Raw genomic sequence first — 19135 nt, forward strand, 5'->3', positions numbered from 1 at the left:
AAACAACTTTAAGGTGGAGTTTGTTTGCTGAAAACTACTCAAAAAAGAGGTTAAGTATGTTACGGATTACTGCCGATATATTTTCCGGAAGACCCGCTCCAGAGTGGATTATTACGGACGAGGAAGAAGCTCGAACTACGCTCAAAGAGATTGCTAACAATCGTAGCATTGTAGCCGAAGCAGCTTCTGCTGATGCTGGATTAGGGTTTCGCGGTTTCACCATTGAACCCCTCTCTGACGAGCTTGCCCAAGACTTTGAACTACCCGCTAGTATGTATATGGCAGCAGGTGCGAGTGCTGCTAGCGATAAAGCGAACGAGATTGCTGAGCGTTTGATCGGCTTAATGAGCAGTGCTGAATCATCTCCAGAAGCATCGGCTTTCGGAGAAGAACTACCTTTAGATGAAATGTTGCAGAATTTCTTGCAACAACAACTGGAAACCAGCAGCCGACTTTCAGTCTCTGATGTTGAAGACTTACCAAACATGGCGGTAGAAACCTCAAGTGAAGTGGCTGCTACCTGCTTTTATGATACTTCGCCCTATAACCCCGGCTTCTGGAACAACAACCCCGTAATCCGGCAGAACAACAACTGCTATAACTATGCGAGCAATAAGCGCACAGATACTTTTGCCCAACCAGGAAAAGGATGCGGACATCAGTACACTGCAATTAATTGCGTAGAAGTTACCAAAGCTTCTCTGTGCGATGGATTGCACAAACGCTACGATTGTTTCCCCGCCTCACAAGCCCCTCGCTATTTAGTAGCACTGGTTATTGCCCCTGGTCCGGGCTTTGTTGATTTCCACTGGTATCGCAAAATGCGAGAAGGATTTTGGGGTCACAAACCGGGTTCGACAGCGGCTCGGAATACAGATAACAGCGGCGTAGTCATCACTAACCCAGCTACCTGTAACCGTGGGCCTTACACCATCTTCTGTGGCTACTTTTACACTTGTAAGAGCCAAAAGATTAAATAGAATCTATAGCACTGCGGAATGTGGGTTCCCCACACTGGAGAAGAAGACCATGCAACGGGCTTATTCACTCACAACATATCTAGAAAGGATAATTGGCTTGGGTTTTTTAATGTTTTTGGTGACTTTGCTTGGATGTTCGGTCACAGCTTTAGGAGACAAAAAGATGCAAGTAGAAGTGGATATGTTTAGTGGCAGACCAAACCCACATTGGGAATTGACAGTGCAAGAATCTCAGCAGTTTACACAACGACTTCAATCATTGTCTACACATCAAGGAGAAGGAGCTGTTAATGAAGGATTGGGGTATCGTGGTTTGATTGTCCGAGAAAGTGGTGAAGAGGTAGAGGGCGATCGGGAAATTGTGATTTGTAATGGATTTATCGTGGCTAGACGCAATGGTAAATCCCAACAATTTACCGATAAAAACCGTACTTTAGAAAAATGGCTGATCCAGACAGGAGAAGGACGGTTAGATGACGAACTTTACCATCAAATTAGCAAATTAGCCGAGTAAACAGCACAGGACTTACGCACAAAGTGTATCTGTAGGGCGCAGCACACCGCACCTTACCCCACAAATAATGTAAAAATTGCTCTTTTGCGTAAGTCCTAAATAAGTCGAGTCAGCATCAAAAAAAGTAGAAATTCATGTCAGAAAAACTGTCATGGATTTCTAATAACACTCAATAAGAGGTATTTATGTCTGAACAACCTAGTTTTTCCATCCCAGAAACTGCCCAAGCTGATGAAACGACAGGGCGTTACATTATTACTTTCCGCGATGATGCGGTGATAGAAGGGTTAGACCTTCTGAACGACCAAACTGGCATCAGAGACCTGGCAAATGCTGCCGATTTCCCGGACTCTGCTCTAGACTTGAGCCAAATTGAAGCAGCAGGGGGAGCGGTGTTTCCCACTCTCGGCGTGGCCGTCGTCTCGTTAGACGAAGGGGGTTTCAGCAGCATCATGACCTCAGCGGGAGAGGATTCGGCTATTCTGGCGATCGAACCGGAGCGCACTTTCTACGCCATTGGTGATGGGTTGTCGGCAGACTATTTGCGGGGTTATCGCGATGCGGTGAATAACCTGTACGACAAAGCCACTACTACAGAAGCAGCAGAAATCGAGAAACAAGAATGTTTTTCCGATGATAGCGAGTCTACCTGGGGCCTGAAGGCAACGAAGGTGATGAACTCTCTGTTGACTGGTAGTGGAATGAAAGTTGCTGTGCTGGATACGGGGATGGATCTCCAACATCCCGACTTCGCAGGTCGATCGATCGTATCGCAGTCCTTCGTACCAGGGGAGGACGTACAAGATGGCAACCGTCATGGCACGCACTGCATCGGGACAGCCTGCGGGTTCAAGGATCTTAACGGCCGCAGGTACGGGATCGCTTACGAATCGACCATTTATGTCGGTAAAGTGTTGAGTAATGCCGGTAGTGGCGCTAGTGGCTGGATTCTGGCTGGGATGGAATGGGCGATCGCCAATGGGTGTCAAGTGATCTCGATGTCATTAGGAAACACCAATCCAAAGCCCTCTACGGCCTACGAAACTGTCGGTCGTCGGGCACTACAAAATGGGTGTCTGATCGTGGCGGCCGCCGGCAACCACGGACCAACCAAAACCGTTGGACAACCAGCGAATAGTCCCTCGATTATGGCTGTTGCAGCCGTCGATAACTGCGTCCAAGTGCCTGACTTCTCGGCTACCTCTGACCTAATTCAAGGAACTAAAGTCGATATCGCCGCTCCAGGAGTGAAAGTATACTCATCAGTGCCTATGGATAAAGGGCGTTATGCTGCTTACAATGGCACTAGCATGGCTACACCGCACGTGGCTGGGCTCGCTGCCTTGTATGCCGAATCGACTGGTAAACGAGGTGCTGAACTTTGGCAATTGCTGACTGCCTATGCTATGGCGCTACCGTTGCCAAATACTCGTGTCGGAAGCGGTTTAGTACAAGCTCCGTAATGCAGAATACTCAAATCCCCGCAGCACTAGCCTGCGGGGATCTAACAGAAGACAATTTATAATACCGCAATGGATTTGCTCCAAAGGATGCTAAATATGTCTGACGAACAAGTACAGCGCATCATAGTAACTGTTGACGACCAAAACATATCGGTAATTCAATCGGTTGTGACTGCCTTACAATCGGCGGGAATGAAAGTGGAGCAGGTGCTAGCTGTTACTGGCATCATTACTGGAGAAGTGTCTCAGTCGAAGCTAGAAGGACTAAAGAGCGTACCGGGCGTGGCTAGTGTCGAGATCGATCGAGAAATGCAGGCAATTTAAACTAATCATTTAGGGTTAGTAGATCTAGTTTTGCTAACCCCAAATAGCGAATGCCTTCTGGCGTCACGTCAAAGCGACAGGGCAAAATCTCTACACCTTCACTAATCGCCTGTCTGAACAATTCTCCGTAAAGGCGATCGGCACTATCCCCCGGAGCAAAATCCGTACAATCCCCGCGATTAATAAAATACAGCATTACAGCCCTCGATCCCTGCCGCACCACTTCTATCAATTCTCTCAAATGTTTCTGCCCCCTCTCCGTCACTGTATCGGGAAATAGAGCCAACTCCTCTTTTACCCAAGTTGTATTTTTCACTTCCAGAAAAATCGGTTTTTCCTCACCAGTTAGCCAAAAATCGACTCTACTTTTTTTATCAGTGCCATAAACAACTTCCGGTTGAATTAAACTATAATTGCCTAACTCAGGAAACAATTTCAATTCCAAAGCTAATTTAACTATTCGATTTGGCAGCCCAGTATTAACTCCCACCCAAGTTGGCACAGTGTCGCAAACTTTAATTAATTCCCAAGTATAAGCTAACTTGCGTTTAGGATTGTCGCTGGGAGATACTAGCACTGGATTGCCCGGAATGTAAACACCAGTCATTGGGCCAGTATTCGGACAGTGGGCGGTGATTATTTCTCCCGAATCTAGTTCAATTTCGGCAAAAAATCGCTTGTAACGTTTGATGAGAATTCCGGGTAAAAGAGGAGGATATTTGTAAATTAAGCCAGTCATTCGATTTTAGATTTTAGATTTTAGATTTTAGATTTTAGATTTTAGATTCTCGATTGTAGATTTTACCTATAACCGAATACCTGGCTCCGCACTTTTGAAAGAAGTCTGGGAACTAACACAATCGATCATAAGTTATCAATTATATGTTATTTATCTGCTTTTCTCAACTCATTATATTTCATCATTTTTAAAGGGTAGATTTTAGATTGTAGATTTTAGATTGACGCATCCTAGCACGAAACGGCGGTTTGTAGTTAGGACGAATAGTCCCGATCGATTATTGAATTTCCGCAAGTCAGTAATATCGATAAAATTGGTATCAGCGCAATTCCCCCTAGAAGTTTTATGAGTTCATGATATGATTCTCCCGATTCGCGATTAAAATAAGTGAATCCTTTTAGCATTAGCGTTTGTAACCATTTGTGTCCCAATTACAGAAGCCCTCTCGTTCCCTCGCAGGGATTGCCGGCATTGTCGCAGTCGCCACTCTAATTAGCAAAGTCTTTGGATTGGTGCGCCAAATTGCGATCGCCGCAGCCTTTGGAGTCGGTGTCGCCGTCGATGCCTACAACTACGCCTACGTCATCCCTGGTTTCTTATTTATTTTGCTCGGAGGGATTAATGGGCCATTTCACAGCGCCATAGTCAGTGTTTTAGCCCGCCGGGATAAAAAAGAAGCAGCACCCTTAGTCGAGACTATCACCACCTTAGTCGGGGGCTTGTTGCTGTTGGTGACAATCGCTTTAATTATTTTTGCCGATCCGCTGATCGATTTGGTGGCACCGGGATTAAATAGAACAGCAGAAGGTTTACAAATTAAAGCAATTGCCGTCCAGCAATTTCGGATTATGGCGCCGATGGCATTACTTTCAGGCTTAATCGGCATTGGTTTCGGCACTCTCAACGCCGCCGATATGTACTGGTTGCCATCAATTAGCCCTTTATTTTCCAGCGTTGCACTTGTTGGCGGTTTGGGGATTCTCGCAATGCAACTCGGAGACAAAATTATTCAGCCGGAATACGCACTAATGGGTGGCTTAGTGTTAGCTTGGGGAACGTTAGCGGGTGCAGTTTTGCAGTGGTTGGTGCAACTGCTGGCGCAGTGGCGCGCGGGGTTGGGAACATTGCGTTTGCGGTTTAATTTTAAACGACCGGGAGTGCAAGAAGTAATTAAGGTGATGGTTCCTGCTACCTTATCATCAGGAATGCTGCAAATTAATGTTTATACTGACCTATTTTTCGCATCCTACATCCCTCAAGCTGCCTCTGCGTTGGGTTACAGTGGCTTGTTAGTCATGACGCCTTTAGGCATCATTTCTAATGTAATTTTAGTGCCATTTCTACCCATATTTTCTCGCCTCACCGATCCGAGAGATTGGCCGGAATTAAAAGATCGAATTCGTCAATCTTTAGTTTTGACCGGCCTTACAATGCTGCCGCTGAGCGCTTTAATGATAACGCTGGCTGGGCCGATCGTCCGCGTTGTTTACGAACGCTATGCTTTTGATCGATCAGCCTCGCAGTTTGTCGCGCCGATATTGATGGCTTACAGTATTGGAATGTTTGTGTACTTGGGACGCGACGTTGTGGTACGGGTATTTTACGCTTTGGGAGACGGGGAAACCCCTTTTCGCATCAGTATTATCAATATCTTTTTAAACGCTCTTTTGGATTATTTGTTGGTTGGAGCCTTTGGGGCGCCCGGATTAGTTTTGGCGACGGTGGGAGTGAATCTTCTTTCGATGATTATGCTTTTGTACTGTTTAGATAAAAAGCTGGGTGGCCTGCCTTGGGGGGAGTGGAGTTTACCTTTTCTGGGGTTAACTTCTGGCAGTTGTTTAACTGCTTTCGTTACCTTGGCTACTCTGCAAGGCTGTCAAAGAGTTTTGGGTACTGAAGGTTTGGTCGTTCAATTAGTGCAGTTGAGTGTGGCAAGTTTTGTAGGGTTAGGAGTTTTTGCCCTGTTTGTCAGTCAGATGAAGTTGCCGGAAGTTGATATGTTTGTCGATCGCATTCGCGGCCGTTTTCGCAAATAAATAAAATTTTCGGGGCGGGTTAAGGGCGAAATACCAGACACAACGCCCACAATCTGCGTACAAAACCCGCCCTTTCCTTTACATTTTCCGCTGAAATTCCTCAAGAACATCCATCAATTGAACTTGACACTGCATCGGAATTAAATCTGCCAGTGGCACTTCCCGCTTGCCGCCGCCCAACTTGACTGCAATTCCTTGCAAAACTTGTCCAACTTTGTCAGCATCTAAATTGCCATCTTCCAGCATGGAATAAAGTTGTTCGGCAACAACGGTATGCAGGTGAGCATCTCTCAGATACAAATGCCATTTGGCAATGTCAATGTAGACATTTTCGCCGATTTCGGCTGCTAAGGATTCGATCGCCTGTGTAGTATTAGCCATATCAAAAAAGCCGAAAGTTATTTGTTATCAATCAAAAGACTTAACAAATCGCCGCCAACTGCCTTCAGCCAGAATCTTTGGTGAGGGGCGAATAATCGGCGATCGCAAAATGGTAAATCGCGTGGGCCAAAACTACTAGAGCCCATCCACCCGTTACCGAAATTGCCCAAGGCCAATCAGCCTTTTGCAAATTGTGAACAAACCACAAACCTGAATTGGTAGCAGAAAAAAGACCGACGTGGATAGCAAAATTCATCCGGTCATCTAACCGGCGGTATTCTGGATCATTGCGATCGGGTTTGCGGGGCCAACGAGGAGGCATAGTTTTTCACTTGATATTAGTAGTTCAGTGCCTATTTTAATCATAAGTGCAGCTTTTTGAATGCTGCATCCCTCTTTCGGCATGAAACTTATGCCTCTACATTTTCATAGTCTCCAGACTTGCCGCCACTTTTACTCACCAAGCGAATTGACTCAATGGCGATCGACTTTTCCAATCCTTTCGCCATATCATACAAAGTCAGCGCCGCCACCGAAACCGCCGTCAGCGCCTCCATTTCCACCCCAGTTTCCGCCTTAATTTTCACCGTCGCTCGAATTTGATACCCCGGCAACCCAGCATCCGCTATCACCTGCACTTCCACACTACTCAACGGCAGAGGGTGGCACAGAGGAATCAAATGTGCAGTCTGTTTCGCCGCCATAATTCCAGCCAGCCTTGCAGTGCCCAACACATCACCTTTCGGCGCATTCCCCGCTTCAATCGCCACAAACGTCTCCGGCAGCATACGCACCCTGGCAGCCGCCACAGCTTGCCGCACAGTGGGCTCTTTCGCCGAAACGTCCACCATTTGGGCTTCCCCGCTGTTGTTGAGGTGAGTTAGCTGTGCCGCATCGGGCAATTTAGAAAAAGTTTGCGAAAGGTCTTGCATTATTTTGGTAATGGTGTTACTGTTAGATTCTGTGAGAAAAGAACTTAATCAATTTTAGATTAAATCTTAACTCAACAGGGGCTTGTAGCTTAGTTGGATAGAGTGCATGGCTACGAACCATGAGGTCGGGGGTTCGAATCCCTCCAAGCCCATTTAAAAACGTTATAAGCTGTGAGTTCTGAGTTTTGAGTTTTGAGTTTTGAATTAATAAATTAATTCAACTCACGACTTAAAACTCAGAACTTTTTTAATTGGGTACGTTTACTGATGCAAAGCATAAATATCTTTGCCTCGACCGATCGCAAATTTCATCGAATTAGATAAGCCCTTGCTAGACTGAGTAATAAAAACCAGCAAAGCCAAACCAGCGAGTCCAGCCGCAAAACCAAACATATTTCTGTAGCCAACTTGTTCAGCCACAAAGCCTAAAGTCGGCCCCGCAATCGCAATGCCCAAATCAAATCCGCCAATACAAAGGGAAAACAAGCGGCCCCTTTCATGAGGTTCGCACCTGTCCGACATCAGCGTTACCATCATCGGCAAAACCGTACCGCCCGCGCAACCTTCAACCAAAGCGGCGATTAAAAAAGCACTGCTGGTGTTAGCAAAATACAACAATAACATCGACACGGCATAACAGATTAAGCCTGCAGAAATAAACAAGCCACGACCGTATTTGTCCGAAGCCCGTCCCGTGAGCAACCGTATACCGAAACTGGCGATAGCCGCCGTCGAATAAAATAATCCTGGATTCAAATTAGTCTTAGTTTCTTGGATAAACAAAGGCATAAAAGTGCTCAAAGTTCCAAATACTAAACCAACCACCAATAACACTAAAGCCGGAATCCGCACTCTCGGATTCCAGAGCATTTTCCAGTATTTTTGGCTATTTTTGTCCTCAGATAGCGAGTCCGAGAGTGTTAAATCTGCCAAATTAGGTTCCGCAATTTTGCAGGTAAAAAATACAGCCGTTGCAGCGAACGCCGCCGACATCGCAAACAGAGGAGTATAACCAACCCAAGCTTGCACAAATCCGCCAATAGCCGGCCCAACTGCTAGACCAATAGGGTTCACCAAGCTCATGTAACCAATTAATTCGCCCCGCTTTCCTGGCGGCGATAAATCTGTTACCAAAGCGCTGTAAGCTGTAGTAAAAGCGGCGATACTAATGCCGTGAAAAACGCGAATAAGTAACAGTAAGGGGATAGATTGAGCTAACAGGTAGCCCAAAGGGGCGATCGCAGCGACTGACGCGCCTAGAAGCAAAACTTGTTTTCGCCCCCTGCTGTCGGCTGTTTTACCCAACTGCGGCCTCGATAGCAAAAGTCCGATCGCAAATGCACCCATCACAAAGCCAATTTGCTGTTTTGTGCCGCCCACAAATTGAACATACAGCGGCAAAGTTGGCAGTAGCGAAGCCAAACTCGACCAGAATAGCAGGCCTGCAGTGAATAAAATCAGTAAGCTGCGTCTGGGTTGGGGATCGATTTCCCTAAAAATATTCAAGATGCTAATTCCCTTTAAATCTTCCGATTGCACTCAAAGTAAGTTCGAGTGTCTCTATCATTGTGTTACAAATTCTTAAGATTTGCACCAAAAAAGTTGATATTCGACTCACTGTCAACTCTCAACCGTCAACCGTCAACCGTCAACTCTCAACCGTCAACCGTCAAAAAAGAGCATTCTTACCAATCAACCTCAGCCCTTTCCTCCACCACCCGTTCATAAACCCACTGGGTTTCTATCGCCAACTTCGGCCAACTAAACCGGCGTTCCAAATCTTGATAAGCATTGTCAACCAACCACTGCGCGTAACCCGGATTTTTCAAAACCTCCAAAATTCCCCAGGCCAAAGAATCCCGATTGTTTGCCTCAGTAACAACGCCAGTTTTAGTGTGCAGCACCACCTCTGGAAGTCCGCCCGCATCCGAAACCACCACAGGCACTCTTGCAGCAAAGCTTTCTAACGCTACAATCCCAAAAGGTTCGTAAAGACTGGGGAAAACCGCGCAGTCAGCCACCGTCTGGAATTTGTCGAGATGTTCCTCAAACATGAACCCAGTAAAATAACACTTATTCCAAATTCCCAAATGCCAAGCTAAATGTTTAAGATGGTCTGTATTGCCGCCGCCAACAATTACAATTTTCGCTTTACCCCCCATTTCCCAAATTACTTTAGGTGCCGCATTTAGAAATACACCAATGCCTTTTTCATAGCTAATTCTTCCTACATAATAGACAATTTTCTCATCGTCAGCAGCAAACCTTCTGCGGAAATCCATCGCATCAAATTCGTGCCAACGGGGCTTTTTATCGGGTCTAATTCCGTTGTAAATTACCTCTATTTTGTTCCACGGAGTCGCTAGTACCCGTTCGGCTTCCCGCCGCATATAATCACTGCAAACAATTACTCGCCAAGAATTGTAAGCGAGGTCGTTTTCCTTGGCGTTAATGTAGCGCTGTCCTTCATTGTGGATGCCGTTGAAGCGCCCGTATTCGGTGGCGTGGATGGTGGTAATTAGCGGTACTTTAAAGGTATGCTTGAGGGCGATCGCCGCATCTCCCACTAACCAATCGTGAGCGTGGATGATATCAAAGGGGCCTTCCTCAAGCATCAGTTTCCCGCCTTGGTGACCCATGCTTTGGTTGAGGTTCGCCACCCAGTGAAAAAAGTCCCTGGCGTGCCCCACCACCACCCGATGCACACGTATTCCTTCCACCACTTCGTACATCGGCGCGTGGCCGAACTCTACTGTAATTAAGTGAATATCGTGCCCCAGCTTCACTAATTCTGGATATAGTTCCGATACGTGGCGGGCGATACCGCCTACGATTCTGGGAGGAAACTCCCATGCCAATACCAAAATTTTCATCTTTCTCCCTCCAAATAATTTATATAACTTAATGTTTAGAGTTAACAGATTTATTGTATAATGATCACCCTTAAATTTAAGTTGATCGCAAGTTGATGCCCAATGCCTGACTTTTGGCAGGAACAAAGACAGAAAATCATGCCTAAAGCTGGTTTTTGCATGAAATTGCTCGATCGCCATTACCTGAAAAAAACAGGTTTCCTCAAGATTTGAGGCACTGAGGCAAGCAATGGCGATCGTAACTACCCGCTTACCGTTTCTTCAAAATCGGCTCCAATTCACCGCGAAAACGGGTCCAAGCAGCAGCCGATGCAGAATTAGAAACAGCACCCTGACGCATCAAAATCGCGCCGTCTTCAAAGCCAACAATTCCGTACTCTCCAGATTTGGACATTCGATCGATCGCCGGTACGATCTCCCGCAACTGTCCCCGTTCCCCGCGAAACGCAGCCTGATACTGCTGCAACTGCCAGAGATCGGCAATTACATATTGCATCTTCACTGCCTTCCCCGCATCATTGCGGAGTTCAAACATCGGAAACCTGAGAATTTCCCGCCTGCTTGACAAAATCGGCACAATAGTATTCGTCGCTGCCACGCTAGCATCAGCAGGAATTTGAGCCAACAGCGGCCGCACTTGCAAAACGTGCTGCCATTGTCTGACGAGAGGAACCTGCACCCAAGGATCGATCGCATCGGGCAAAATCCAAGAAAAAGTCCGATTTGGGTTAGAAGTGAAGGTAAAAAATAGCGACAAACAGATGCAAAACGCCCAAAAGCGGCGAAACTTTGAAGATGAAGGCAGAGGAAATAAAGCAGAAGGAAAACGCAAAAACATTCTTTCCTCTCTCACCATTCTATCTTCTTCCTTTTGACGCTGGGCCCACCACAGAATTGCCCCATAAAAAAGCCCTGGAACCACAGTCATCGCATAGCGAATATTAATCGCCAGCACCGACTCTCCTTTCGCTAAAAATAGCTTCAGCAGCGGAAATCCAGCTATCATCCAAGACGCAGGCGCGAAAGCAGGAACCAAAGCTAATGGCAACCACTGACCAAGCAGGTATCTAATCTTACCAAAAAACGGCGTAAATAATTGAGCCACCAACCGCCCGGGATTGCTCACCATTCCCCAAATAATTTCTAGAGTAGAAGCTTCATCTCCATCGGCATATTGGCCGAAGCGCTCCATCATAAACCGCTGGGATATATCAGCAGAAAACAAAGGCATAATCAGATTGGTCATGACGATCATATAACCAAAACTGAGTATGCAGACAGCCAAACCAGTCCGAGGGTAGCGCCGGCTCAAAATCAGGTAAACTCCGACGCCAAATAAAACAACTCCCCCATCTTCTCGCACGGCCAAAATTAAAGTTGCCAGAATCCCAAACAGCGGCCACCAGCGCTTCTCCATCGCCAGCAGCAAGCCAAAGACATAAAGTGGGATTTGACAAATATCGTGAAAATTGCCCAAAGTCGGGCCGATGACCGCGTTAGCGCAGTAATAGCTCACAACTATTGTCGCCGACAGCCTCGGTTCCAGATAGTGTCTGGCGAGAGCATAGAGCACTCCTCCAGCCGCCGTAATTAAAGTCACCTGCAACACCGTCAAAGTGACGGGCGAGGGAAACAGCGAGTAAATTGGCAGCCACAGCATTAGCGCCGGGGTGAAATGCTGCCCCAACCGGTAGTAAGATACGGACGGGAGCTGGTTTTGGTGAACCACATTAGTGGACAAAGCCGAAGAGAGGGAACTCTCAAACAAGTGACCCTGAGTGCCATTCCAAAAAAGTTGATTGAAAATGCCTTGGTCGTAAGTAGCGTAAAAGCTATAGTAGCGGTGCAGCGTCAGCAACAGGCACAGCACAAAAAAGGCGGCCGCCACTTGAACCACCACCCGCAGCGACTCATTTTTCTTCCATCTCAAAAATATCATCTGCCCGCCTGTAATGAAATTATCGGACAATAGCATAAATCTAAAGTAAGTATTAAATTAAAGTAGAAGTGAAATAACTCGGCTCGGCAATGCTCAATTATTTTCACCCGATCGAAAAGCTCAACAGCGTCCATCCAACACCAGGCACCAGCGGCACTGACTGTTCTCCCGAACAGCCGGTAAATCCCGCACCGCTTTTACAGCTTTTGCTGTTTGTAGACAAGCGTTCCTCTTCCCGGGAACAGACCAGACACATCCGCAAGTCCCTAAAGGATTTGAAGGCAGAGTGCGACTTTGAGCTTCAAATCATCGACGTAGGAGAACAGCCCGATTTAGCCGAACACTTTAAACTTGTAGCCACTCCCTCGCTGCTCAAAATTCATCCCGATCCCCGACAAACTCTCGCCGGCAGCAATTTAATCGCCCAACTCGAACACTGGTGGCCGCGCTGGAAGCGTTCTGTAGAAGAATACGCAGCTCAGCAGCAGTCGGCCTCAGCTCTCGCGGAAACCCTGACTGACGCAAAACCAATCTATTCCGTTGCTTGCGCCGCCGAAATTGTGCAGCTTTCCGATGAAGTTTTTCGCCTCAAACAGGAAAAAGAACACCTGCAAGAGCAGTTGCAGTTGAAAGACCGGATTATTGCGATGCTAGCTCACGACTTGCGAAATCCCTTAACGGCCGCATCTTTGGCTTTGGAGACTTTGGAGTCAAGTCAGAAGGTGAAAGAGGGGGAAAAGTCACGTTTGACACCGAGTCTGGCAGCTCATTTGATGAAACAAGCCCGCCGCCAAATCCGAATTGTCGATCGTATGATTACAGATATCCTGCAAGCAGCCCGGGGTACAAACGCTCAACTCCACATTGAACCCAAAAGTATCGAACTGGGGGCGATTTGTCAAGATGTAATAGGGCAATTTCAAGACAAATTTCAGGCAAAAAGTCTGAACTTAGAAACAGACATTCCCGCAGATTTGCCCTTGGTTTATGCCGATCCCGATCGCATCAAACAAGTCATAGTCAACCTGCTTGACAACGCCAGCAAGTACACCCCAGACCGAGGAACTGTTAATCTTTCAATTCTCCACCGCACCGCTTACAAAGTTCAAGTCAGCATTTGCAACAGCGGCCCGGGAATTCCTGAAGAAGATTGCGCGAGCATTTTTGAAGACAGCTTTCGCTTGCAGCGAGATAAATCAACAGACGGTTACGGCATTGGACTGTCTCTGTGTCAAGGCATTATCCGCGCCCACTACGGTCAAATTTGGGTAGACTCTGTACCCGATAGAGGCAGTTGTTTTCACTTTACTCTGCCCGTCCAAAAATAAAACTTAGCTGTAGATTTGTCAGTTGTCAGTAGCAACCGAGTTTGATATTACAGCTCAACTTTTCCGCAGTGCAGCAATAATCTGTGCGTTTGCCTTGGGAAAAGTAAATTGGTCAATTTCGTCGAGTGTCACCCAGCGAATTTCATCGCATTCGATCGTTTGCGGTTCCCCGCTGACGTGGCGGCAGTGGTGCACGTATAGTCTAACTGTAAATTTAGTGTAGTCGTGGTCAATTGTAATCAAGCGATCGCCAACTTCTACGACAATCCCCAACTCCTCCATAATTTCCCGTTTTATGCAAGCTTCGATTGTTTCCCCAGGCTCTATTTTTCCGCCCGGAAACTCCCAGAAACCCCCGTGCAGTCCATGTTGTCGGCGCTTGTCAATCAAAATTTGTTGGCGATCGTTCCAGATTGCAGCAACGCCGATAACTTTGTGGGCAAAAGGAGGAAGAGACATATTAATTAGGAATGGGGAATGGGGAATAGGGAATGGGGAATGGGGAATGGGGAATTTAAGAATAATATCAATAATTATTCAATTATTATTTAATCTAAAATCTAAAATCTAAAATATTAAGCCCCCATCTTGCGAGGGGGGGCTTGACACTTGGATCACTTAAATGTTAAGAATCTACTAATCGTCCGAGCCATGTCTCTCACTGGCTTGTATCGACTTTTCAAAAGTCATTCGCTGTTCGGCATTTTTGAGAAAATAACCGCTAATCATAGCCGAGGCGAGCAATCTACCCAAATGTTCGCGACTGGTAGTCACTGTCACCCCGAAGTGTTCCGAAGGCAAATTCCCCAAAAGTCCAACAATATTTCGCTCCATTACTTGAAACACTTCGTGAGAAGTCGGCTTAGACAACTGAGAAACTGTGTCGGGAGCCATCGACTGCACGTATTGCCATAATAAGTTGGTATTTTCTCCGTCTTCTTCAAAGAATTCTGGGGATTTATTAGATGAGTTGCTCACGAGTACCTCCGTTTCAGACACAGCTTGTTATGTTAGACGCGGGCGGTTAAATTAAATAACCCTTATCTGATGGCTGCTGATCTTTATTACTAAGTAATTACTAATGTAGCAGGACAGTCATAGCAACCAAGTGGGCACAACCGAATTAAAAGCGGCGGTTTTTACGATTTTAGATTGGGGATTGCAAGTGGGGGGAACCCGATCGCCAATCCCCAATCTAGCTAGCTGGCTAGATAATCGTTGATATCTTGCTTGCGCTTGCGGAGTTTGGTTAAAGCTTCCCGTTCTATTTGCCGCACTCGTTCCCGACTGATGTTGAGACGATCACCTATTTTGGCCAAAGTTAGGGTTTGCCCGTCTTCTAAACCGAACCGCAAGGCGAGCACTTCTCGCTGTTGCTGAGTCAGTTCCGCCATCAGGTGGTCTAAGTCAGTCCGCAGGGAAGATTGCAGGGCAAAATCTTCTGGCGTAGTACCCGTATCTTCCAACAAATCGCCCAACTCTGTATCTTGATTGTCTCCCACACGCAAGTCCAGAGAAAGTGGCAGGCGCGCGCGATCGAGATATTCGCGAATCTGTTTGGGAGTCAATTCTAGCTCTGATGCCAATTCAGCAGCCGTGGCCGCGCGACCAAGCTGTTGAGCAAGTTGGCGCTGAGCTTTTTTAATTTTGTTGAGCTTTTCGGTGATATGGATCGGTAAGCGGATGGTGCGGCCTTTTTCGGCAATGGCCCGAGTAATTGCCTGACGAATCCACCAATAAGCATAAGTAGAAAATCTATAGCCCTTAGTCGGGTCAAATTTTTCTACTCCCCGCTGCATCCCGATCGTGCCTTCCTGAATTAGATCCAGTAAATCTACGTTGCGCTTGATATATTTCTTGGCAACAGAGACTACCAGGCGGAGATTCGCTTCCACCATTTGGCGCTTTGCCCTTTCCCCGTTTTCGATCGTCCGCTGCAACTGTGCCTCAGACAGCCCAACTGCCTGTGCCCATTCAGCCGCCGTCGGGTCGCGGCCTAACTCTTCGGCTAAAATATCTTTCTCCTGATGCAGTGCGGTTGAGCGCTGTACCTGTTTCCCGTAGAGTATTTCTTGCTCATGGGTCAACAAGGGAACGCGGCCGATTTCCCGCAAGTAAGCGCGAACAGAATCTGTATCTGAGGACTTAAGAGTTTTCATGAGCTTTTCCCGCTGAGGATCTGTGCCTCTAAAGGTTTGCGGTAGTCGCAAACCCCTAGCTTTAGCTGGGAAGGAAAGCGGGCGGGGACTTGCGCTTTCCTTCCATTTAAAGAGGCTTAATTTTATGGTAGCTAGCTACTACTCCCAGTCAGCACCGTCTCAGGTTAGGTTTTGGTTGGGGCGTGCACAATACTACGTTATGTTAAGAATCTTAACATTTGTGAGAGCACTTGGCTACACTTCTTCATATTTATTTCATACCAGCCTGGACTGTTGATACGAGAGTACCCGCTTTCCTGGCTTTACAGTTTGCATCAATATAAACAACATCCGCCACATCTCAGAGGGGTAGATTGGTAGAGGGGGAGATGGGGGGGAATGGGGAGAGGGGGAGATGGGAGGGAATTTGATCCTTTTGGCACAGTGCAAGAAAAAAATACAAAAAATACAATTTAAATGCCCAACAGCTTTTCAATACCCTGAATATGAAGTTACAGATATTGATGAACCCGCCCCAACAGATAATGACTAATGACTAATAACTAATGACTTCTTTGCCGTTGAGCTTCGTACAAGATGAGGGCTCCGGCGATCGACACATTTAAAGATTCTACGCCACGACTCAGGGGAATTTGGATTTGTCGATCGGCCAAACTCCTCAATTCTTCCGACAAACCAGAGCCTTCGTTGCCCAAAACTATCAGAGTCGGCACTCGCAAATCTACTTCCCAATAACTTAAACTGGCCCCGGCGACGGTTGCTAAAATTTGCATTCCTCGATTTTTATACGCGGAGACTTCGGCGGTTAAATCTGGACTGACTGCCATTGGCAGCTTAAACCAAGCTCCTGCCGAGGCGCGCAGCACTTTGGGATGGTCTAAATCGGCGCTGTCTGCGCTCAGCAGCAAACCGTCGGCATTAGCAGCCGCAGCCGTGCGGACGATCGCCCCCAAGTTGCCGGGATCTTGGATTGTTTCTAGGGCTATTCCTAAAGTTGATAATTTTGCGGGCTCTGTTTTAGTGCGGGGTGCGGTGGCGACAATGCCGTCGGGTTGGACTGTAGTGGCGATCGACTCTAATACTTTCGCACTTACTAATTCTGTGCGATCGGCTAAATTACCAACTTGCTCCCAAAGTTCCCCGTGCTGATCCAGCCATTCGGGAGTGCAGCAAACAGTTGCTAGCGGGTATTTGGCAGCGCAAGCTTCTTCGAGCAAGTGCGTCCCTTCGAGTAAAAATAATTGTTGTTCCCTGCGTCCCTTCGAGCTGTGCAGCTTGCGAATTTCTTTAACTAGGGGGTTTTGAATACTTGTCAGCATTGTTTAATTCAGCAGAGCGAATGGGGTTATTGCCTGTATCGGGTTAACCCCAAACTTCCTTCTGCCTTGGGAATGCGGAACCCGGGACTTGAACCCGGAAGGCTTGCACCACATGAACCTGAATCATGCGCGTCTACCAATTCCGCCAGTTCCGCATCGGTCACGAATTAATACTTTGCCATAAGTTCGCGAATCTGTCAAGTGTTTTAGGGAATTTATTTTTTTGTGAGCTGCGAGTAATATTTTGCACAAATTACGGTTCGGGTTGAGAAATGCTTTAGTTTCGAGGATTTACTGTTAGCCAAACATCGCAAAACGCTGTGTAGTTGAGTAGGGTGTGTCAGATCGCGTCGGGTTATTAATAATCCACAAGCTTTGATCTGACGCACCCTACGGGATTTGCTGAAAAAAGGGGAATCTAATCTGCCAAATCGGGGAAAACCTCGCGCACGGCCGGATGCACCAATCGGTGATTTTGCACGTTCAATCCCTTCGCCAAACTCGGATTCATTTCCAAAGCTTTAATCCCGCTATTTGCCAACTGCAAAACATAAGGCAAAGTGCTGTTATTCAAAGCTTGAGTCGCAGTCCAAGGCACGGCACCGGGCATATTGGGCACGCCGTAATGCACAACTCCTTCCTCAACATAAGTAGGATTTGTGTGAGAAGTTACCCGCAAAGTTTCCACGCAGCCGCCTTGGTCAACGGCTACGTCAACAATCACAGAACCGGCGTGCATCTTCGCAACAAATTCGCGAGAAACCAGAATAGGAGCTTTTTTACCTAAGACCAAAACCGCACCAATTAACAAATCAGCATCGGGAACAACTGCTTCTATTTGCAAAGGACTGCTGTAGAGGTATTCTATTCGGGAACCGAACAGAGTTTCCAAATAAGCTAAGCGATCGACATTTACGTCTAATATCTGCACTCTCGCGCCCATTCCTACAGCAATTCTGGCTGCTTCTGTGCCGACAATGCCGCCGCCCAAAATCACAACTTTACCCGGTCTTACCCCCGGTACACCACCCAAAAGTACGCCCCGACCACCTTGCTGTCGTTCCAGAAACCGAGCTCCGAACTGCACGGACAAACGCCCTGCAATAATGCTCATCGGCGTCAGCAGCGGCAATTTTCTGTCCGGGAGTTCGACGGTTTCGTAGGCGATGGCCTGGACTCCGCTGCTGATTAAATGCTCGGTTAATGTGCGATCGGCCGCCAAGTGCAAATATGTAAACAGCAACTGCTCTTTTTGCATCAGCGGATACTCAGCAGGCAGCGGTTCTTTAACTTTAACAATTAGTTCGCGATTCCAGACATCTGAAGCCTTTAAAACAATCTTAGCCCCTGCTTCAACGTAGTCCTCGTCCGCAAAACCGGCCCCAGCACCAGCATTCGTTTCCACAAAAACTGTGTGGCCTTTGTCCGAACAAGCCCGGACACTTGTGGGGCTAAGCCCGACTCGAAACTCTAAATCCTTGATTTCCTTGGGGACGCCTATTTCCATCTATAACCTCTAATCTCAGGCATACATAGATCGAATCTAACCTAAAAACCATCCCCAACGGGACAATACCATTGTAGATTTTAGATTTGGCAATCCGACTGGGCTAGGATAATTTTTGTGGGATTTTCCGCCAGTGCGATCGCAATTTCCCAAATTGATCGTTTTCCATCCAGTCGATCGTCTTTTTAGCTTGTTCCTACTTTATTTGATATGCGTGGTCGGCATTGATATACCCTAGGTCAAAATACTCGTAAGTAAAACCACTTAAAATGGTTACTCTACATTTACCTTTTATACCCCTTTTTTTTCCTTTTTTGTGTGACTTACTTTTTCTTTAAATGACTCCAAATTATAATCAATGAGGGGCCGTTTTTTGGGCTAGTAAGAGAAATTATTTTTTAGACCAAGCACCCGTATTGAGTTCCCACCTCAGCAACCATACTATCTTTAGATATTCCAACATCTTCGCCAGACTTTCAACTAACTAGGTAGGTGGAAATGAACTTTTGACATTTAGGGAAACTTATCTGCTAAAAAAAATGGTAAAAATCTCAACAAACAAGCCGAAACGGTATAAAGTAGATGGTGGTTCTAGAGATTTGCTTAAAAAAGAACTAACTTCTAGAGAGTTTGATGTCAAT

The 19135-nt window shown here is 46.7% G+C and carries 18 protein-coding genes and 2 tRNA genes; 7 read left to right on the forward strand and 13 right to left on the reverse strand.

What is annotated here, in order from left to right; genetic code table 11:
• The first annotated feature begins 56 nt into the window (after positions 1-56).
• From QUA57_RS12630 to QUA57_RS12645, 4 genes are all read left to right on the forward strand, one after another.
• Positions 57-980, forward strand: coding sequence for a hypothetical protein (locus tag QUA57_RS12630; protein ID WP_333061201.1), 924 nt, complete (start codon positions 57-59; stop codon positions 978-980).
• A 49-nt stretch (positions 981-1029) separates the two neighbouring features.
• A complete protein-coding gene (locus QUA57_RS12635) occupies positions 1030-1494 on the forward strand; it encodes a hypothetical protein (protein WP_333061204.1) in 465 nt (154 codons plus the stop codon).
• Between the two features lie 185 nt (positions 1495-1679).
• Positions 1680-2957: a S8 family serine peptidase gene (locus tag QUA57_RS12640; RefSeq protein ID WP_333061207.1), complete on the forward strand. Its 1278-nt coding sequence runs from the start codon at positions 1680-1682 to the stop codon at positions 2955-2957.
• A 96-nt stretch (positions 2958-3053) separates the two neighbouring features.
• Positions 3054-3281 (forward strand): hypothetical protein, encoded by a 228-nt coding sequence (locus tag QUA57_RS12645; protein WP_333061210.1) that lies wholly within the window; start codon positions 3054-3056, stop codon positions 3279-3281.
• Position 3282: 1 nt separating this feature from the next.
• Here QUA57_RS12645 and sfsA read toward each other — a convergent pair whose 3' ends face one another.
• Complete coding sequence (gene sfsA / locus QUA57_RS12650) at positions 3283-4020, reverse strand: DNA/RNA nuclease SfsA (RefSeq protein ID WP_333061212.1); 738 nt, start codon at positions 4018-4020, stop codon at positions 3283-3285.
• A gap of 422 nt (positions 4021-4442) precedes the next feature.
• On the opposite strand from sfsA, the gene murJ reads away from it, so the two are divergent.
• On the forward strand, positions 4443-6056 hold the full coding sequence (gene murJ, locus QUA57_RS12655) for a murein biosynthesis integral membrane protein MurJ (protein WP_333061215.1): 1614 nt from the start codon (positions 4443-4445) through the stop codon (positions 6054-6056).
• A gap of 78 nt (positions 6057-6134) precedes the next feature.
• Here the strand turns inward: murJ and QUA57_RS12660 are convergent, their stop codons facing one another.
• From QUA57_RS12660 to moaC, 3 genes are all read right to left on the reverse strand, one after another.
• Positions 6135-6437 carry a DUF3181 family protein gene (locus tag QUA57_RS12660; RefSeq protein WP_333061218.1) on the reverse strand — a complete coding sequence of 101 codons (303 nt, stop codon included), beginning with the start codon at positions 6435-6437 and terminating at the stop codon, positions 6135-6137.
• 64 nt (positions 6438-6501) lie between these two features.
• On the reverse strand, positions 6502-6759 hold the full coding sequence (locus QUA57_RS12665; protein WP_006633890.1) for a 2TM domain-containing protein: 258 nt from the start codon (positions 6757-6759) through the stop codon (positions 6502-6504).
• 88 nt (positions 6760-6847) lie between these two features.
• Positions 6848-7369 carry a cyclic pyranopterin monophosphate synthase MoaC gene (gene moaC, locus QUA57_RS12670; RefSeq protein ID WP_333061219.1) on the reverse strand — a complete coding sequence of 174 codons (522 nt, stop codon included), beginning with the start codon at positions 7367-7369 and terminating at the stop codon, positions 6848-6850.
• Positions 7370-7447: 78 nt separating this feature from the next.
• Here moaC and QUA57_RS12675 point away from each other — a divergent pair.
• Positions 7448-7521: transfer RNA gene (locus QUA57_RS12675), tRNA-Arg, on the forward strand.
• A 109-nt stretch (positions 7522-7630) separates the two neighbouring features.
• Here the strand turns inward: QUA57_RS12675 and QUA57_RS12680 are convergent.
• From QUA57_RS12680 to QUA57_RS12690, 3 genes are all read right to left on the reverse strand, one after another.
• The gene (locus QUA57_RS12680) at positions 7631-8875 is read right to left on the reverse strand and encodes an MFS transporter (protein WP_333061220.1); all 1245 of its coding nucleotides are present in this window, start codon (positions 8873-8875) and stop codon (positions 7631-7633) included.
• Between the two features lie 179 nt (positions 8876-9054).
• Entirely contained in the window at positions 9055-10242 is a 1188-nt protein-coding gene (locus tag QUA57_RS12685; RefSeq protein WP_333061222.1) for a glycosyltransferase family 4 protein, read from the reverse strand.
• 250 nt (positions 10243-10492) lie between these two features.
• Entirely contained in the window at positions 10493-12217 is a 1725-nt protein-coding gene (locus tag QUA57_RS12690; protein ID WP_333061225.1) for a DUF2079 domain-containing protein, read from the reverse strand.
• Positions 12218-12270: 53 nt separating this feature from the next.
• Between QUA57_RS12690 and QUA57_RS12695 the strand changes: the two genes are divergently transcribed.
• Complete coding sequence (locus QUA57_RS12695; RefSeq protein WP_333061228.1) at positions 12271-13509, forward strand: histidine kinase; 1239 nt, start codon at positions 12271-12273, stop codon at positions 13507-13509.
• A gap of 54 nt (positions 13510-13563) precedes the next feature.
• On the opposite strand, the gene mutT is transcribed toward QUA57_RS12695, so the two are convergent.
• From mutT to ald, 6 genes are all read right to left on the reverse strand, one after another.
• The gene (gene mutT / locus QUA57_RS12700; protein ID WP_333037605.1) at positions 13564-13968 is read right to left on the reverse strand and encodes an 8-oxo-dGTP diphosphatase MutT; all 405 of its coding nucleotides are present in this window, start codon (positions 13966-13968) and stop codon (positions 13564-13566) included.
• A 177-nt stretch (positions 13969-14145) separates the two neighbouring features.
• Positions 14146-14487, reverse strand: a complete 342-nt coding sequence (locus tag QUA57_RS12705) for a DUF760 domain-containing protein (RefSeq protein ID WP_015174476.1) — start codon at positions 14485-14487, stop codon at positions 14146-14148.
• A 221-nt stretch (positions 14488-14708) separates the two neighbouring features.
• The gene (locus tag QUA57_RS12710) at positions 14709-15668 is read right to left on the reverse strand and encodes an RNA polymerase sigma factor, RpoD/SigA family (RefSeq protein ID WP_333037606.1); all 960 of its coding nucleotides are present in this window, start codon (positions 15666-15668) and stop codon (positions 14709-14711) included.
• 542 nt (positions 15669-16210) lie between these two features.
• Entirely contained in the window at positions 16211-16987 is a 777-nt protein-coding gene (locus QUA57_RS12715) for an RNA methyltransferase (RefSeq protein ID WP_333061231.1), read from the reverse strand.
• Positions 16988-17060: 73 nt separating this feature from the next.
• Positions 17061-17142, reverse strand: a tRNA-Leu gene (locus QUA57_RS12720).
• A 263-nt stretch (positions 17143-17405) separates the two neighbouring features.
• A complete protein-coding gene (gene ald, locus QUA57_RS12725) occupies positions 17406-18494 on the reverse strand; it encodes an alanine dehydrogenase (RefSeq protein WP_333061235.1) in 1089 nt (362 codons plus the stop codon).
• Between the last annotated feature and the right edge of the window lie 641 nt (positions 18495-19135).

The sequence above is a fragment of the Microcoleus sp. Pol7_B2 genome, assembly GCF_036701035.1.
Lineage (GTDB): Bacteria > Cyanobacteriota > Cyanobacteriia > Cyanobacteriales > Microcoleaceae > Microcoleus.

What these genes read in the sequence shown, in the direction of transcription:
- QUA57_RS12630 (WP_333061201.1), top strand. Translation starts at nt 57, where the DNA reads ATGTTACGGATTACTGCCGATATATTTTCCGGAAGACCCGCTCCAGAG.
- QUA57_RS12635 (WP_333061204.1), top strand. Translation starts at nt 1,030, where the DNA reads ATGCAACGGGCTTATTCACTCACAACATATCTAGAAAGGATAATTGGC.
- QUA57_RS12640 (WP_333061207.1), top strand. Translation starts at nt 1,680, where the DNA reads ATGTCTGAACAACCTAGTTTTTCCATCCCAGAAACTGCCCAAGCTGAT.
- QUA57_RS12645 (WP_333061210.1), top strand. Translation starts at nt 3,054, where the DNA reads ATGTCTGACGAACAAGTACAGCGCATCATAGTAACTGTTGACGACCAA.
- sfsA (WP_333061212.1), bottom strand. Translation starts at nt 4,020, where the DNA reads ATGACTGGCTTAATTTACAAATATCCTCCTCTTTTACCCGGAATTCTC.
- QUA57_RS12660 (WP_333061218.1), bottom strand. Translation starts at nt 6,437, where the DNA reads ATGGCTAATACTACACAGGCGATCGAATCCTTAGCAGCCGAAATCGGC.
- QUA57_RS12665 (WP_006633890.1), bottom strand. Translation starts at nt 6,759, where the DNA reads ATGCCTCCTCGTTGGCCCCGCAAACCCGATCGCAATGATCCAGAATAC.
- moaC (WP_333061219.1), bottom strand. Translation starts at nt 7,369, where the DNA reads ATGCAAGACCTTTCGCAAACTTTTTCTAAATTGCCCGATGCGGCACAG.
- QUA57_RS12685 (WP_333061222.1), bottom strand. Translation starts at nt 10,242, where the DNA reads ATGAAAATTTTGGTATTGGCATGGGAGTTTCCTCCCAGAATCGTAGGC.
- QUA57_RS12690 (WP_333061225.1), bottom strand. Translation starts at nt 12,217, where the DNA reads ATGCTATTGTCCGATAATTTCATTACAGGCGGGCAGATGATATTTTTG.
- QUA57_RS12695 (WP_333061228.1), top strand. Translation starts at nt 12,271, where the DNA reads ATGCTCAATTATTTTCACCCGATCGAAAAGCTCAACAGCGTCCATCCA.
- mutT (WP_333037605.1), bottom strand. Translation starts at nt 13,968, where the DNA reads ATGTCTCTTCCTCCTTTTGCCCACAAAGTTATCGGCGTTGCTGCAATC.
- QUA57_RS12710 (WP_333037606.1), bottom strand. Translation starts at nt 15,668, where the DNA reads ATGAAAACTCTTAAGTCCTCAGATACAGATTCTGTTCGCGCTTACTTG.
- QUA57_RS12715 (WP_333061231.1), bottom strand. Translation starts at nt 16,987, where the DNA reads ATGCTGACAAGTATTCAAAACCCCCTAGTTAAAGAAATTCGCAAGCTG.
- ald (WP_333061235.1), bottom strand. Translation starts at nt 18,494, where the DNA reads ATGGAAATAGGCGTCCCCAAGGAAATCAAGGATTTAGAGTTTCGAGTC.